Origin of the sequence: Pseudidiomarina sp. CB1 (assembly GCF_024752025.1) — a bacterium.
Taxonomy (GTDB): Bacteria; Pseudomonadota; Gammaproteobacteria; order Enterobacterales; family Alteromonadaceae; genus Pseudidiomarina.
Window position 1 is genome coordinate 1,617,622 of record NZ_JANTPU010000001.1, and the last position, 17,036, is coordinate 1,634,657.

Genomic DNA, 17,036 nt, shown 5'->3' on the forward strand with positions numbered 1-17,036 from the left:
ATACCTAAATGGGAATAGTTTGTATTTACTTTTGGGTTAGAGCTATTTTGTATCGAGTAAATTGTGCGAGTTCATGCTTTCTTCTAACAAGCTGTCGACTTTAAGTGCTTGGCACATCTGTACATAGAGAACATGACACAAATGCTGCATACCAAGTTGCATGAGTAAACTGTCAGTCCGCACGTGCGTATCGCCGCCTAAAGCGAATAAGGGAATATCCGCCAAAATACTGGTAGGGTTGTTGCCATAGCGCGTCAGTGAAATCACCTTTGCGCCTTTACTTTTCGCTTGCCGTACAATTTTTAGAATATCGCTATTCTGCCCGCCATCACTCACAACAAAAAGCACATTGCCTTCACTTAAGGTTGTTGCCATTTGAATCTGTAAAGCTGGATCGGTGCTGCTTAACGTAACCTTGCCCATTTGCATCAGCCGCAAAACAAAATCTTTAGCCACAATCGCCGATTTACCAAACCCGGCCACTTGAATCGTGTCCGCAGCGATTAACAACTTTAGCGCCTGTTGTAACTTTTCAATTTCGTTTAAATCCGCAACGCCTTGCAACACAGCATAGGTTGCATCGCGCAGCTCGCGAAATGAACTCGCAATCGAACGCTCTTGTGAAGGATGGCTTGCCACGCTACGCTGCTGACTCGATGCTGAAACAACAGCTTCATTCACGGCAAATTTCAGATCAGGATAGCCCCGATAACCGAGCTTTTGACTAAACTTAACCACACTCGATTGGCTAACACCTATGGCATCGGCCAATTGTTGCGACGAGTAGTCGCGTAATAAGTGCGTGTTATCGAGAATAAAATCAGCTAATTTGCGTTCTATAAGTGACATATCGTCACGCATGGCGCGGATTTTCAGTAAACAAGACATAGGCGCACGCTTATCTTCATAATCTATGAAAGTGAGTAGACCATATTGAATAATTTATTACTGGTTGGCAATATGGTCGGCAAAAATCCACCTACAACTACAAAACCAAGGTTGCTTTTATGAGCTGGATGTCCGTGCTACCCCCATTGGTAGCGATTATCGTGGTGTTCTGGCGCAAAGAGGTTATTGTCGCTCTTTTGCTCGCCATTGTTACCTCCGAACTACTTTTAACCTGGCAAGGCGGTGAACCGTTAATCTACACGTTTGTGGCCACGATTGAACGCATTATTTCGGTGTTTGGCTCGGCGGGCAATACCCGCATCTTGATCTTTAGTCTTATGGTCGGCGCATTGTTGGCTTACATTCGGGAGTCGGGCGGTGTTGCCGCTACGGTGGAAGCGCTGCTTGCCAAAGGCCTAGGCCGCACCAAACGATCGGCAAGCTTAATGACCGTTTTCACCGGCATTTTCGTCTTTATTGAATCGAATCTTAGTGTCTTAACCGCCGGTATTCTATCGCGAGGTTTGTTTGAAAAGCTCGGCATGAGCAAGGCGCGTCTCGCCTACATTATCGATAGTACCAGTGCCCCCATTTGTATTTTGATACTACTCAATGGTTGGGGTGCATACATTCTCGGCATGCTGGATCAACAAGATCTACCAGGTTCAAGCGTTAGCACCTTGTGGAGCACTATTCCTTTCAACTTTTATGCACTCGTGACGCTAATTATTGTGTTCTACACTGCCTTCAGCGGGCGCGTACATGGCCCAATGCGTAAACTTGAAGAACAACAGCCTGAAGAACATAAAGATATTCCAGAGCATGTGCCGAGCAATAGCAAAGCGCGCTTTATGTTGGTCCCACTTACCGTCATGGTCGTGGGCATGGTGGCCTTTATGTTCGGTACCGGTGGCGGTGACATTACTCAAGGTGACGGTTCCAAATCGGTACTCTATGCAACCGTATTGGCATGTGTAGTGGCCTATTTTATGTTGATTGCCAGTCGCCGCAACAGCCACAAGCAACTGGTCGATATCGGCTTTAAAGGCATGAGCGAATTGCTACCTCTGGTGTCGATTGTGCTGCTGTCATTGGCACTCGGCGCAAGCTTACGTGAGCTCGGTACTGGCGTCTTTTTGGCTGGCTTAGTTGGCGAATTCTTGCCGCTGTTCTTGATTGCGCCGATGTTGTTTATTGCTGGCGCGCTGATTTCGTTTACTACGGGGACCTCGTGGGGAACCTTCGCAATTCTGATTCCAATTGCGGCGCCGATGATCCTAGCGCTTGACCTGCCTGCCCCGTTGCTGCTTGCAGCAGTACTTGGTGGTGGTGTCTTTGGTGACCATTGCTCGCCCATTTCAGATACCACCGCAGTGTCGGCGCTGGCGTCAGGCTGTGATCTGCTTGAGCACGTACGCACGCAGTTGCCTTACGCACTTACCGCAGGCTCTATCACTCTAGTACTCTACGTGGTCACTAGTTTAGTCATGATTTAATAAGGAGCTACCGGTATGTCAGTTCTTAGCACTAAACGAACTTTAATCAGCAGTCTAGCGCTCAGCGCTAGCCTTGCACTCGGCGGCACCGTTGCCGCCGAGCCAAGCAAGATCACGCCGGAAAAAATCAACGACACTGCGGCACGTGTCATGGATGCCTATACGGTACCCGGCATGGTTGTTGGTATTGTTGAGGGCGATCAGGTCGTGTTCGCCGAAAGTTACGGTGTACAAGAAGTCAATGAATCAGCACCCGTGACCGAAAAGACGTTGTTTAAAATCGCCTCGGTTACGAAAAACTTCACTACCGCAGCGCTCGCGTTGCTCGTCGATCAAGGCAAGATTAACTGGGACGACCCAGTGATTGATCACATTCCCGAGTTTCGCGTGCAAGATCCGTGGATCACACGCAACTTCACCATTCGCGACTTGTTGATTCACAAAAGCGGGCTCGGCCTTGGCGCCGGCGATTTAATGTTTTGGCCGACACCGAACGATTTTACGCGCGAAGATATACTGAACGGCTTGCGTTACCTGCCTATGGAAGGCGGTTTTCGTACCAAGTACGCCTACGACAATATTCTTTATGTGATTGCCGGTGAACTTACTGAACGCGTGACTGGGCAACGTTGGGAAACCTTTGTAGAAGAACATCTGATGCGTCCGCTCGGCATGGAGTATTGCTTTGCCGGACCCGTGCCAGACGAGTATAAAAAGCATATCGCACAACCACACGGCTGGCTAAACGAAGAGCCAACAGTCGTACGCCGCGATTTTGCCGATGATTATTTAACTTCCGCGCCTGCCGGTGGTATTCGTTGCTCGCTTCAGGCGATGACCAAATGGATGAAAATGCATAATGCGCGCGGAGCTTACGTCACCGAAAATGGCGAGCAAAAGCAACTGATAAGTGCGCAGCAACATGCCGAAATGTGGTCGCCACAGACCATCATGAACGTTGGTTCACGCGCTTATGAGTGGGATAATACGCATTTTGCTGCTTACGGTTTAGGCTGGCGTATGCACGACGTGGATGGCCTGCTACGCATTCACCACACCGGCACCTTGCATGGCATGAATGCTTATCTGTCGTTTTTCCCTGAACTCGACACCGCTTTCTTAGTGTTGTTAAACCGCTCGCACAGCGATGCCCGCACCGCGATGATGCAAACCTTAATCAAAGCCTATACCGATGCACCTGAACGCGATTGGTTAGCAGCAGTGCAAGAGTGGCGCGAGCAAGTCAGCCAGCGCCGTGCCGCGAGCTTCGAAGAACCCGAAACCAGCCCGGTAACTGTCGAGCAAGCTGCTCGGGTGGTCGGTGAATATGTCGACCCTTGGTTTGGTCACGTCAGTGTCACTTGGCAGGACAATAAACTGCGTTGGACGTCACATCGTTCCGAGCGTATGGCCGGCGAGCTTTTTCATGTTAAAGGCGATACCTTTGCGGCACGATGGGACGACCGCACGCACCATGCCGACGCCTTTGTGCGTTTCACCAGCTCCTTACGTGGTGATATTGAGGGCATGAGCATGGCACCGATTGATCCCGACGCGGATTGGAGCTTCGATTTCGAAGATCTGAATTTTAGCAAACAGCCTCAGTCTGAGTAGGAAGTGCAAACTGCATGAGTAATGGCTTACATTTTCGCCCGACACGGGCCGAAATCGATACCGACGCGCTGCGTCATAATGCTGCAATGGCTCGCAAACATGCGGGCCATTGTAAGTTGTTGGGGGTGATAAAAGCCAATGGTTACGGCCATGGCGCCGTCGAAGTGGCGCACGCCATTAATGGTAGCGTGGATGCTTACGGTGTTGCTTTTATCGATGAAGCGTTGAAACTACGGGATGCTGGCTTTACACAACCCATCGTGCTCCTTGAAGGCTGTTTTTCCGAGGCCGAGCTTCCGGTTTGTGCACATTACAACCTTCACCCTGTAGTGCATCATCAAGCGCAGCTTGACGCTATTTTGCAGGCTCGTTTGGTCAAGCCCTTAGCTTTATGGCTTAAAGCCGATACAGGGATGCACCGGCTAGGCTTTAAGCCCGATGAAATCGAGCACTTAAGCCAGCAGCTTGAAGCCTGCCCACAAGTGGCTAGTGTGACGTTGATGACTCACTTCGCCAATGCGGATGTTCAGGGGCATCCATTAAACCAAGCACAGCTTGACCGTTTCAAAGAAGTCTGCGCGCGCACCACCCCAACTCGTGCTTTGAGTGCCGCTAACACCGCAGCCTTGATAAGTAGTGTACTGGATTTAGGTGACGAAACATCAACATGGTGCCGTACCGGTATTATGCTCTATGGCGTTGACCCAACAGATAGCTCAGAACCAGCTGAGCTATTACCTGTCATGCGCTTAATTGCACCGGTGATGGCGATTCGCGAGGTTCCAAAAGGCGCCGCGGTTGGCTACGGCAGTACTTGGGTCGCGGAACGCGACAGCCGTATTGCAACGCTGGCAATAGGCTATGCCGATGGCTATCCACGCCAAGCCCCAAATGGCACACCGGTATGGCTTAATGGCCAGCAAGTGCCATTAGCAGGCACTGTGTCGATGGATATGATCACGGTTGATGTAACGGATCTTGAGCAGGTTAATATTGGTGACGAAGCAGAATTATGGGGCCCCAATTTGGACGTTAAGACGGTCGCAGAAGCTATCGGTACCATCACTTATGAGCTATTAACACGGGTAGGTGAAAGAGTTCCTCGCCACTATAAATAATTTATGCCAAAATAGACCGTATCTAGGAATAATATTCCTTCCATGAGATTCAACACGCTCGCTAGGGAGTTACTGTGAAAAAACTTGCACTCGCATTCGCCATCAGTCCGCTTTTGCTGGCTTGCAGCCAAGCAGAGCAAGCGACTGCCAGCTCAACGCCCGAGGCTTCGGCGGCGGTCGCAGCTGCACCAACACAGCAGTTACCCAATTACTCCACCGACGTCATTGGTGTCGAGCAGCGCTATTTAGAAGCTGAATTTTGGCTGCAACGTGTCGAACAACCGCATGCGCTAGTCATGACGCCCGACGAAATCGCAGACTTCAACGCACGTTCGTATCGCCTACAAGACGAGATGGTGTATTTAAACGAACTGCCTGACGCGTATACCGCAGCCGAGTTAACCACAAAAATTGATAGCATCAGTGGCTTGCCAAGCTACCCACGGCACTACGCCGATGGTCGCCAAGCAACTGCCGATGAACTGCAAGCTTATCGCGACGCGAGTAACTTTGCCGGTATTGCCGAAACAAACCCAGTGCGCTTTGGTTTAGTCGTCCGGCGCACTCCAATGCGCACCTTTCCGACGCTCGATAAACTGTACAGCGAAGATCTCGATACCGATATCGATCGCTTTCAAGAAACTGGCGTGTTCCCAGGTATGCCACTGGCAATCTTACATACGAGCAGCGACGGTGAATGGTATTTGGCGCAGTCGTATCACTACTTAGCTTGGATTCAAGCCAAGCACGTTGCCATTGGACCGCGCGAAGAAGTTTTGGCATTCGCCGAAAAAGAACCGTTTGCAGTGGTAACGGAAGCCAAGGTGCATACTAACTATACGCCGAGCATGCCAGCAGTGTCAGAAGTTCAGCTCGACATGAGTACACGCTTACCATTACTCAGCGCTGAGCAAACCGGTCATAACGTGCACGGCCAGAACCCGTTTGCCAGTTACACCGTCGAAATGCCGATTCGAGATGCCAATGGCGACTTAGCTTTTACGCCGGCATTAATTCCACGCCATAACGACGTGAACGTGGGCTACCTGCCCTATACCGAAGCCAACGTGATCACCCAAGCCTTTAAATTCTTAGGTGAACGTTACGGTTGGGGCCATGATTACAACGCCCGAGACTGTACTGGCTTCGTGCTCGAGGTCTATCGCAGCATGGGTATCGATATGCCTCGTAACTCGAGTCAGCAAGGTTACGGCGATTACGGTCAAAATGTGGTGTATGACGACAGCAGCAGTAACGCTGAAAAACTGGAGCGTCTCGACAACGCCCACGTTGGTGACTTGATTTATCTGCCAGGTCACGTGGTCATGTACCTTGGCAAGCTCAATGGCGAGCACTACGTGATCCATGACGTACACGGTCTAAGCTACACTGATAGCAATGGCGACTACTACGAAGGCACGCTCAACGGCGTTTCGGTCACACCTTTGACCACACTAGGTTTTGGCAAAAATGACACCTATCTTGACCGCATCTACGCGATCAAGTCGGTACGCTAAACAGGACAACTTATGAAAATTACTGATATCAAACTTGCGAAGTTACGCGTGCCGCTGAAAACGCCTTTTAAAACGGCACTACGCACGGTCGAATCGATTGAAGACATTGTCGTCATGGTCCACACCGACACGGGGCATGTGGGTTATGGCGAAGCGCCAGCGACGGCGGTGATTACCGGCGATACACATGGCTCCATCATTGAAGCTATCGACCGCATCATTAAACCGAAAATCGTCGGACAAGATGTGTCTGAACTCAACCACATCGTCGGCTTGATTCAAAACGGCATTATTCGCAATTACAGTGCGAAAGCGGCGGTTGAAATGGCGGTGTATGACCTTTGGGGTCAACTCTACGACGCGCCTTTGTATAAGATGTTAGGTGGCGGCGTGCCAACCATTTCTACCGACATTACCATTAGCGTCGACTACATCGATAAAATGGTCGCCGATTCGCTGGAAGCCATCGATCGCGGTTTTGAAACCTTGAAAATCAAAGTTGGCAAAGATATTGGTGTCGACATTGAACGCGTCAAAGCGATTTACGCTGCGGTGGAAGGCAAAGCCCTTCTACGTCTTGATGCGAACCAAGGTTGGACTGCGAAAGAAGCGGTCTACGCGTTGAATAAGCTAGAAGACGCAGGCGTGCGCTTAGAGTTGGTCGAGCAGCCGGTGAAAGCACGCGATATCGACGGCATGAAATTCATTACCGAACGCGTCAACACGCCGGTAATGGCCGATGAAAGTAGCTTTGGTCCACGTGAAGTCATTGAGCTCATCAAAATGCGTGCGGCCGACATTATCAATATTAAGCTCATGAAAACCGGCGGCATTTCCAACGCAATCAAGATTGCCGACATCTGCTCAGTCTATGACATGCAATGCATGATTGGCTGTATGCTGGAATCAAGCATTAGTGTTTCAGCGGCCGTTCACTTAGCAGTGGCAAAATCAAACGTGATCACGAAGATCGACCTTGATGGCCCATCGCTGTGTGCCTTTGATCCGGTGGAAGGTAGCGTGAAATTTAAAGAGTCAGAGATTTCGATTAGCGATGCGCCCGGCTTAGGTGTGCAATCGGTTAAGGGTCTTGAGCCGATAAACCTAGAAAGCTAAGCGCCCCCAAAAGCAGGGCATAGCGCCCTGCTTTACTTATCCACACAATCACTAAAAACTGCCAAAATCGCAGCCGCAACATCCCCGCAATAAACGTTAGTGTATCGCCAATAAACGGCGCCCACGCAAGTAATAATGACCACTTGCCATAGCGCTCAAACCACCAGTGCCCGCGCTCTAGTGCTTTACCTTTAAACGGAAACCAACGCCGATCTTGGTAATGCAGCAAATACCGGCCTAAACCATAATTCACCACGCTACCTAACGTATTTCCCAGCGACGCCACCAGCCAAATAAGCCAAGGGTTGTACCCAAGTTGCTGCGCCGTCACCACCAGAATTTCTGATTGCGCGGGCAGCAAGGTGGCCGCAAGAAAGGCCACCGTAAACAAACTTAGGTACATGACTGCGCCTTAGTCTTTCTGATAACGCTTAAACCAAGCCAACGTGTGCTCGATCTTGGCAATAATGCGCGATGGTTTGGCCGTGACGCCATGATACGCATCAGGTACGCGCACCATCACTGTAGGCACTTTTTGTAACTGCAGTGCTTGGTAGAACTGCTCAGTCTCGGCCATTGGCGTGCGGCGGTCTTTCTCGCCTGTGAATAAAAGCACCGGTGTTTTGACGTTACCGACCAGCGACAATGGCGAACGTTTCCAGTAATGCTCAAGATCTTCCCACGGCAGCGCAGGAAACTGATTCTGGATCTGCCCAATAGAGCTGTCCGCAGTCAGCGTCTTACTCACCCAGTTAATGACCGGATTAGTCGCCGCTGCTGCGTTAAAACGATCCGTCAGACCCACCGCATAGGCAGTGGCGATACCACCCGCAGAGCCGCCAGCAATGAACAAGTTGTTGGGGTCGGCAATACCCATATCGATGAGTTTATCGATGCCTGACATATGGTCGGCGAAGTCACGCTCAGAAGAATAGTGGCCGTCGAGTAACATGGCAAAGTCTTTGCCATAAGACGTGCTACCGCGATAATTCACATACAACACTACATAGCCTTCAGCAGCATAGCGTTGATGTTCAGCGGCGAAGAACGGCCCGTAAGACAGGTGTGGTCCACCGTGAATTTCAACCATCGTTGGATAACGCTTACCTTGCTCGTAGCCCGGCGGTAAGATGTACCAGCCTTGGATGTCAGTGCCATCAAACGACGATTGGTAATTGATTTCGCGCACTTCGCCTAAGTCGCGATGCGCCAGCACATCATCATTTAAAGCGGTCAAGCTACGCGCTGTTCCCTCAGTTTGCACCGCAACATTGGCGAGGTCATACGCTGAGGCTTGGGTATAGGCGATTGCGCCCGTCGTCGATGCCACCGAATACATGCCCATGGTATACGGACGGCTGGCGTAAACACCGCCAACATCATTCACGCGGGTCGTCAGCTCGCCGTCTAAACTTACATCGGCGACCTTGATACGCCCACGGTCGGCGTATTGCACGGTCAACTGCTCACTGCCCACCCACTGTGGGCTATCAAGCGCACGGTCAAAGTCCTCGACGATGGCCTCCACCGCTCCCGAGCGCAACACCATGCGATGCAAACTCGCATTGCGATAAGGTTCTGCCACATTGCCGCCATGTAAGAACGCTAACTGGTCGCCGTCCGCCGACAATGTACTGGCATATTCGTCTCCCGGCCAATCGGTGAGCTGGGTTAGGCTGTTATCAGCGAGACTAACTTGCCACAGGTCGCTCTCGCGCGACTGATACTCCCAGTCTTTAGTGCGGTTCGCACTGAAAACGATAGCTGAATTATCGGCGAGCCACGTCAGCGGGCCACGATGCTGAAACGGTCCAGTGGTGACCTGACGCGCGCTACCGCCCTCGCTTGGTACAACAAATACTTGGCTATACGACGACGGCATCACACCGCGGCCGTCACGCTGGTACAAAGTCCGTTCGACAATAATCGGCGCTTTACCCCACTTGGCCTTCTCGGGTTTCTTTACTGACTTCACACTTTTGGCGAAATCACTTTTCGGTTCCGGCACCGCCATCATAAAGGCAAGTTGCTTGCCGTCACGTGACCAAGCCAATTGACTTGGGCTTTGCTGAACCTCGGTCACGGCTGCCGTGCGCTGTTCCTCGACCCAGAAAACGTGGATTTGATTGCGCCCTGAACGGTTTGAGGTAAAGGCCAAGCGCTTGCCATCGGGTGACCAACTTGGATTGCCGTAACTGTGTTGATCGGCAAACAATGGTGTGTGTTGACCCGATTGGGTATCCACCAACCATAGGCTGCGACGCGTGCCGTCGGTCATGATATCGAAGCTATTGCGCACGTAAGCCACATAACGGCCGTCCGGCGAAATTTGCACATCATTGGCAAATTCTAAGGCGAAGATGTCTTCCGCCTGAAGTTTACTGGTTACCGCAACAGTGTGATCTGCAGTTACCGCTTGCTCTTGTGCCAAAGCAGGCGAGCTCGCCATACTGCTGGCGAGCAAGCTCAAAGAAAAGAAAAGTTTTGCGTTCATAGGTCGCTCTCGTTGCCTGTTGATTTGCTTTTGTTCGTATAGGATAGGTCATGAGCCTACCGAACAATCAGCGCTTTAGGCAACGATTAACGACCAAGGTGACGAATTAAGAGATTAGTCGTCACCTTTCTTACGTGTGAGCTTATCGAGGTAGCCCATCGCGAACGCCGAGCCCACAAAAGTCAGGTGAATAATCACATACCATTTGATTTTTTCGACATCCACATTGTCGGCGTTCATAAACACCTTCAACAAGTGAATTGATGAAATGGCCACTATGGAAGCCGCCACTTTATTCTTCAGGCCACCCGAATCAATCTTGCCTAACCAAGCCAACTTCTCGGTCCCACCATCAATGTCGAGCGTTGAAACGAAGTTTTCGTAACCACTGAGCATGACCATGACCAGCAAGCCGCCAACCAAGGCGATGTCGATCAAGGTTAGCGTGAGCAAAATCAGATCCACTTCGGGCATCGTGAAAATAAGCGGAATCGCATGAAAGAGTTCCTGAAAGAACTTCACACCCAGTAGCATCACCGCCAAACTCAGGCCCAAATAAATCGGTGCCAGCAACCAGCGCAGACTGTACATCAGATTTTCGACCAAACGCTCCATGCAAACTCCAAAGCTAAGCTCAATCAATCAATCAAAGGATACTAGTGTAACGCCTTGCTCAACGGCTGACGAGATCTAATATTACGGCTGCCATACTTAAGGTATGGCAACGCATCAATTATTGTCCTGCAAAAAGTATGGTTTTTACCTATAAATTTCTAGCAGACCTCCTACAATTAAGTAGTTCCTAAATTATGTAGGGGTTGTCGCATGGTCGAAAGTCTTTTCTCCGATGCTGATGCACTGTTTTTGGCGCGCTTTCAGTTCGCGTTTACCGTTGCGTTTCACATTATCTTTCCTGCCTTCACCATTGGTATTGCCAGTTACCTTGCCGTGCTTGAAGGTTTATTCCTAAAAACTCGCAACCCGGTTTACCAAAAGCTCTTCCGTTATTGGGTGAAGATTTTTGCCGTGGCCTTCGGTATGGGTGTGGTCTCCGGGATTGTGATGAGCTATCAATTTGGCACCAATTGGTCCGTGTTTTCCGATAAAGCCGGTCCAGTCATTGGCCCATTGATGGGCTACGAGGTGCTCACTGCCTTCTTCCTTGAAGCTGGTTTTCTAGGGGTGATGTTGTTCGGCATGAACCGCGTCGGTGAAAAGCTACACTTTTTCGCCACCCTTATGGTCGCCATTGGCACCGCTATTAGTGCCTTCTGGATTTTGTCGGTCAACAGTTGGATGCAAACCCCTGCTGGCTTCGCCATGAACGACGTCGGTCAGTTCATTGTGAAAGATTGGTTCGCGGTGGTATTCAACCCCAGCTTCCCCTATCGCCTTGCCCACATGTTACTTGCCGCCTACCTAACCACCGCATTTGTAGTCGGCGGTGTCGGTGCGTGGCACTTGCTCAAGGACCGCAGCAACGCCGCAGCGCGCAAGATGTTCTCTATGGCCATGTGGATGGCGCTACTGGTTGCCCCATTGCAAGTCTTTGTCGGTGACTTACACGGTTTGAATACCCAACAACATCAACCGGCAAAAGTTGCGGCCATGGAGGGTCACTTTAAATCTGAGACTCAGGCACCGTTGTATCTATTTGGTATGCCCAACATGGAAACTGCCGAGGTCGACTACGCAGTTAAAATTCCAGGTTTAGCCAGTTTGATTCTCAAGCACGACGTGAACGCGGAAGTCACCGGTTTGGATGCTTTCCCTCGCGATGAATGGCCGCCTGTACCCGTAGTATTTTGGGCGTTCCGTATCATGGTAGGGCTTGGCTTGCTTATGGTCGTGATCGGCCTTTGGGCAGGCGTGCAGCGCGCGCGCGGCAAGCTCTATGAAACATCATGGCTGCATAAAGCTGCTATTGCCATGGCACCCTCGGGCTTTATTGCCGTCGTCGCTGGCTGGATTGTCACCGAAGTTGGCCGCCAACCATGGGTGATACAAGGCTTACTACGCACCGAAGATGCCGCTTCACCGATTGCCGCTGAAGGCGTTGGTGGCAGCCTCTTGGCCTTTATTGTGGTGTACTTTTTAGTGTTTGGTGCTGGTACTTTCTATATTTTACGCAAAATGGCCGCAGATCCAGCACAGGTTCATATTCCTGACTACGCTAAGGTCAAACCCGGCGGCATGGCGGCTGAACGCCTAATGCACGAGGAGGACTAAGTATGGATTACGCACTTATTTGGGCTGTTCTGATTTCGGTTGCGGTCTTCGCTTACGTTGCCCTAGATGGCTTTGACTTGGGTGTTGCCATGCTCTTCCCTTGGTTTAAAAAAGAAGAAGAGCGCGACATTATGATGAACACCGTTGCCCCCGTTTGGGACGGTAATGAAACGTGGTTGGTGCTCGGTGGCGGCGGTTTGCTGGCGGTGTTCCCGTTAGCCTATGCCGTGCTTATGCCCGCTTTATACATGCCCGTTATTGCCATGTTACTTGGCCTCATTTTCCGCGGCGTCGCTTTCGAATACCGCTTCAAGACTAAGCGCGGTAAGAAACTTTGGGATTGGTCCTTCATTGTCGGCTCATTTGTCGCGGCCATGAGCCAAGGCATTATGCTCGGCGCCATGCTGCAAGGCGTAAAAGTCGTCGACCGCGCCTATGTTGGGGGCTGGTTCGATTGGCTCACGTGGTTTACCGTGTTTTGTGGCTTTGCCGTGGTGGTTGGCTACCTACTACTGGGCGCCACTTGGCTGGTCATGAAAACCGAAGGTTCGCTGCAAGAACGCGCTTATCCGCTCGCCTACAAAGCTGGTGTCGGTCTATTCGCCTGTATCGTGTTCGTGAGCTTGTTTTTACCTTGGCAAGACGCTTACATTTATGAGCGCTGGTTCAGCTTTCCCACCTCTATTGGCTTATGGGTTCTGCCTGTATTGTTGGTCGTACTCACCATCGGTCTGCTGAACTCACTCACAAAAAAACAGCAAGGCCGCCCGTACCTGTGGTCACTCGGCCTATTTCTAATTGCTTACAGTGGCTTCGCTGTGAGTATCTTCCCGTACTTGGTGCCGCGAGAAATCACCTTGTGGGAAGCCGCAGCCCCTGACAACAGTTTGGTGTTTCTACTGGTCGGCGCTGCCATCTTATTACCGATCATCTTTGCCTATACCGGCTACACCTACTGGGTGTTCCGCGGCAAAGTACGTGCTGATTCGGGGTATCACGACTAATGGCAAAACAAACCTGGCAACGCCTCGGCTGGTTCCTCTTGCTTTGGCTTCTTGGCGTTGCCGCCGTCACTACCGTCGGATTGCTCATTCGCTGGGTGCTCCTCTGAAATTAAGTCATAATCTTTGACAGGTCTCTCAAACGAATCTAAGCTGTTACTAAAACAGTAACAGGCATGGAGGCCTCTATGATTCGATCATTTAAGTCGAATAAGCTACGGATCTTTTTCGAGGAAGGTGATTCATCAGCTATCGAGTTTGAAGGGCTAGCATTAATCGAAGTCGCGGATATTCTTTTCGACTTGAACGATCTAAACTTCTCATTCGAAGACTTTCAAAGGGTGTGGCACGTTCGCTTCTACGGTTCATTTTACAGCGTTAGTGTGACCGTTAACGGTGTGGAGCCATGCGGTTCTATCTCTTTCAATTACCAAGACACTGATGTTTTTGAAGTTGATTATTACGTGGAGTTGTAACGATGCAAAATTACAAAGCTTCAGCTAATTTACCAATAAGTCACCCGGGGCAATTATTTAAACGGCGTTTCTTACAACGCTATAATATTAGTGTTACTGATGCTGCGAAAAAAATGCATATGAACCGATCGCAACTATCGCGTTTCTTAAACGGTCACGATACGGTAACCGTAACGCTAGCGCAGAAGCTTGAGGTTGCGACAGGTGTCTCCGCAGAATACTGGCTCACGCGCCAAGCTCAGTTCAGTCTACAGCAGGCACAACAGCAGTCACGGAAGGTCGAGGCTGAACCTTTACTGCCGGTTTAGCAAGGTTTAGCCAGCGGCCGGATAACTCCCCAAGACGAGCACCTTATTGCGTAGCTGAATCAGCGTTAGCGCGGCGCGAATCGCGCTGTCGTCGCGATGACCTTCGCATTCGATGTAGAAGTGGTATTGCCCGAATTTCTGCCCGGTCGGACGCGAAACCAGAGAGGTAAGGTTCACGCGGTAGGCGGCAAATACTTGCAGGTGTTCAACCAATAGACCTGGATGATCGGTATCGTCAATGATCAGTAGTGAGGTTTTGTAGTTCACGTCTGCTTGCGGCGCTTCATGTTCGCCGCGCGGTTCGCGCACAGCAACAAAGCGCGTTTCGTTGTGCGCATAGTCGGTAATGTCGTGCTCAACATGCATGAAGCTGTGCTCGCCCAGACAGTGCTCCGGCACCACGGCTGCCGCCGGTTCGCGACTTTGCTGCAGCAATTGCAGCGCTTCGCTGTTGCTAGCGGTATTCATAATCGGCACGTTGTAACGGCTCAAACAATCGCTGCACTGCCCTTGTGCGACAAACTGTGCGTAGATTTTTTCGGGCTGCGGATGGTTCGCTACCAGTGAAAAGCGCACCGGAATACTCAACTCACCGACAATCTCCAACGGCCGCTTTACAAAGGTGTCTATCACCGGTGATACCATGCCTTCGACAATGTTTTCGATGGGCACCACAGCGAGATCAGCGTCTTGCGGTAACGCTTTCAAAACGCGCGCTAAAGCTGGGTAGAACGCTAACGTATAATCGTTTAACTGCCGGCCAAATTCACAGGCGGCAAGTTCGGAAAAGGTACCGGCGGGGCCCAATGTAGCAATGCGCATTTACAATCTCGAGGTTCGCTGAAAACTACCTCTTAAGGTAAACAGGAACGCTCACGATTGCTAGTGCTGCGACACCGCGTTTTGCAAGTAACGCTGCTTACGACGCGGTTTAAGTTGGTGCAAGTCCACAATAAGTAATGCATCGATGCTGTTATTAAAGGCCGGATCGACACTAAAGCAAGCAAACTGTACGCCGCCGGGTTCGCAAAGTTCACTGTACTGTTTAAACAGAGGTGGGAGTTTAACGTCTAGATGCTGCAGCTGTGCTTTCAGTGTTTGCCGGTCCTGCGCATAGTCACGGTGCTCGAAAAGCGCAGCTAACCACTGTTCTTCTTGGGGGGTGTAAATGAACGGCTGGTTGGGGGTAGCCACCTCTTGCAACGGCGGAAACCATTGTTGATAAAACCACACGATCATGGCTTGAGCGGCGCGCGGAAACTCACCTGATAAGCTTACTGGTCCAAACAAATAACGCACCCTAGGATGCTTTTGCACATAGGCACCGATGCCCTGCCACAAGTAGTCCAAGCTGTAGCGATTGCGGTATTGCGGCTGAATAAAACTGCGCCCCAATTCCATACCCTGTACAAGATAGCGCTCCATGGTCGGCTTAAATTGAAACAGACTCGCGGTGTACAAGCTCTCATAGCTTTGCGGAGTCGTCATGCGCGCCACTGGCGCCAAACGGTAGCTGCCAGCGATTTCCATCGCGTGGGCATCCCATAGCAATAAATGACTAAACTGCACGTCGTAACGATCCAAATCGCGGCGCTGCCCCGTACCCTCGCCGATGGCACGAAAGGTTAGCTCGCGCACGCGGCCTAGTTCGCGCATGAGTGGACAATCTGTCCGATAGTCAGTGAAGTACAGATCTTTGCCATCTGGTGTTGTTACCAAGTAGTCGCAGTCGTGCAAGGCATCACGCAACGCCAAACGTGGTTCAGCGAGCGCAATGCCTTGCTCGGTTGGGAACATACCTGACTTGCCGCTACCAACACGATACAAGTGTTTGCGCAGCATATGCACACGGTTTTTCAAGGTGAGATCGGTGCGGTGGTGATGGCGATAGGCAATACAACGACCAATACGAAAATGCAGCACGCCCGCACGCTGCCGAAACATTTCTTCCACCAGTAACAACGTCGACAGTGGCTTGTACATCATCGACGAAGCGTAAAAGCTCCAAGAATTACGGCCATCGACATGGATCGGCAGAATAGGCGCTTGTGCTTTGTCAGCGATACGCAAAAAGCCGCTTTCCCAACGGGTATCACGTACCCCCTGCGGACGTAAGCGTGAAACTTCGCCAGCGGGGAACACGATCACCGCTTTGTCTTCGGCAAGATGCTCATGTATTGCTTTAATTTGCTGCCGCCCCGCGCGCCCACCCATATTGGTAATAGGCAGTAGCATCGGGCGCAGTGGCTCAAGGCTCCACAACATATCGTTAGCGATGACTTTAACGTCAGGCCGCACTTCGGCCACCAGTTTAAGTAGCGCCACGCCATCGAGTGAACCAATCGGGTGGTTGGCAATGATAACGACTTTACCGTGGCTAGGAATATGCTCGCGTTCACGATCCGCAACAGTGTAGCGAAACTCAAAATAATCCAGCACCTGCTCCACAAAGTCACGACCACGTAAGTGTCCATATTCAACGGTGAATTTACGCAGTTCATCGGCATGTAATAGACGCTTCAGGAGCTTACTGACGGGGCGCTTCAACCAAGGGGCAACCGCTGGGTGATGCAGCATCGGAGGCAGTTTTTGTTGGATCAGTTGGTCAACATTTAACATGGCTACCTTGTTGCGCAGGGCGCTGTGAAAACAACGCTAGCTTGCCGAAGGTCGATGACAGTTATGTGTTAGGGTGATGAATATTTTGTGACAAGCCTTTCGATAATAGTGACGAAAAAAGATCCGTTTTAGCCTAAGCTGAGTTTCTATTAAGTCGTTT

At 50.9% G+C, this 17,036-nt stretch carries 15 protein-coding genes; 9 read left to right on the plus strand and 6 right to left on the minus strand.

What is annotated here, in order from left to right; all coding sequences use genetic code 11:
- Positions 1-42 precede the first annotated feature (42 nt).
- Complete coding sequence (locus tag NV375_RS07760; protein WP_258807594.1) at positions 43-888, minus strand: MurR/RpiR family transcriptional regulator; 846 nt, start codon at positions 886-888, stop codon at positions 43-45.
- 119 nt (positions 889-1,007) lie between these two features.
- Here NV375_RS07760 and NV375_RS07765 point away from each other — a divergent pair, with 119 nt between their 5' ends.
- The 5 genes from NV375_RS07765 (at position 1,008) to NV375_RS07785 (ending at position 7,749) form a co-directional block, all read left to right on the plus strand.
- Entirely contained in the window at positions 1,008-2,384 is a 1,377-nt protein-coding gene (locus NV375_RS07765; protein ID WP_258807596.1) for a Na+/H+ antiporter NhaC family protein, read from the plus strand.
- A gap of 15 nt (positions 2,385-2,399) precedes the next feature.
- The gene (locus tag NV375_RS07770; protein WP_258807597.1) at positions 2,400-3,998 is read left to right on the plus strand and encodes a serine hydrolase; all 1,599 of its coding nucleotides are present in this window, start codon (positions 2,400-2,402) and stop codon (positions 3,996-3,998) included.
- 14 nt (positions 3,999-4,012) lie between these two features.
- A complete protein-coding gene (gene alr, locus NV375_RS07775) occupies positions 4,013-5,116 on the plus strand; it encodes an alanine racemase (RefSeq protein WP_258807598.1) in 1,104 nt (367 codons plus the stop codon).
- Positions 5,117-5,190: 74 nt separating this feature from the next.
- Entirely contained in the window at positions 5,191-6,633 is a 1,443-nt protein-coding gene (locus tag NV375_RS07780; RefSeq protein WP_258807599.1) for an SH3 domain-containing protein, read from the plus strand.
- Between the two features lie 12 nt (positions 6,634-6,645).
- On the plus strand, positions 6,646-7,749 hold the full coding sequence (locus NV375_RS07785) for a dipeptide epimerase (protein ID WP_258807600.1): 1,104 nt from the start codon (positions 6,646-6,648) through the stop codon (positions 7,747-7,749).
- On the opposite strand, the gene NV375_RS07790 is transcribed toward NV375_RS07785, so the two are convergent.
- From NV375_RS07790 to NV375_RS07800, 3 genes are all read right to left on the minus strand, one after another.
- Entirely contained in the window at positions 7,715-8,152 is a 438-nt protein-coding gene (locus tag NV375_RS07790; protein WP_258807601.1) for a YqaA family protein, read from the minus strand. The genes NV375_RS07785 and NV375_RS07790 overlap by 35 nt on opposite strands.
- A 9-nt stretch (positions 8,153-8,161) precedes the next feature.
- Positions 8,162-10,243, minus strand: a complete 2,082-nt coding sequence (locus tag NV375_RS07795) for a S9 family peptidase (protein WP_258807602.1) — start codon at positions 10,241-10,243, stop codon at positions 8,162-8,164.
- A gap of 114 nt (positions 10,244-10,357) precedes the next feature.
- Entirely contained in the window at positions 10,358-10,858 is a 501-nt protein-coding gene (locus NV375_RS07800; protein WP_126771966.1) for a TIGR00645 family protein, read from the minus strand.
- 210 nt (positions 10,859-11,068) lie between these two features.
- Between NV375_RS07800 and NV375_RS07805 the strand changes: the two genes are divergently transcribed.
- From NV375_RS07805 to NV375_RS07820, 4 genes are all read left to right on the plus strand, one after another.
- Positions 11,069-12,472 carry a cytochrome ubiquinol oxidase subunit I gene (locus tag NV375_RS07805; RefSeq protein WP_258807603.1) on the plus strand — a complete coding sequence of 468 codons (1,404 nt, stop codon included), beginning with the start codon at positions 11,069-11,071 and terminating at the stop codon, positions 12,470-12,472.
- 2 nt (positions 12,473-12,474) lie between these two features.
- Positions 12,475-13,476, plus strand: a complete 1,002-nt coding sequence (gene cydB / locus NV375_RS07810) for a cytochrome d ubiquinol oxidase subunit II (RefSeq protein WP_258807604.1) — start codon at positions 12,475-12,477, stop codon at positions 13,474-13,476.
- Between the two features lie 185 nt (positions 13,477-13,661).
- Positions 13,662-13,949 (plus strand): hypothetical protein, encoded by a 288-nt coding sequence (locus NV375_RS07815; protein ID WP_258807605.1) that lies wholly within the window; start codon positions 13,662-13,664, stop codon positions 13,947-13,949.
- A 2-nt stretch (positions 13,950-13,951) separates the two neighbouring features.
- On the plus strand, positions 13,952-14,257 hold the full coding sequence (locus NV375_RS07820; RefSeq protein ID WP_258807606.1) for a HigA family addiction module antitoxin: 306 nt from the start codon (positions 13,952-13,954) through the stop codon (positions 14,255-14,257).
- A 6-nt stretch (positions 14,258-14,263) separates the two neighbouring features.
- Here NV375_RS07820 and NV375_RS07825 read toward each other — a convergent pair whose 3' ends face one another.
- Positions 14,264-15,079, minus strand: a complete 816-nt coding sequence (locus NV375_RS07825; protein ID WP_258807607.1) for a prephenate dehydratase domain-containing protein — start codon at positions 15,077-15,079, stop codon at positions 14,264-14,266.
- 60 nt (positions 15,080-15,139) lie between these two features.
- Positions 15,140-16,876: a lysophospholipid acyltransferase family protein gene (locus NV375_RS07830; protein ID WP_258807608.1), complete on the minus strand. Its 1,737-nt coding sequence runs from the start codon at positions 16,874-16,876 to the stop codon at positions 15,140-15,142.
- Positions 16,877-17,036: the final 160 nt, after the last annotated feature.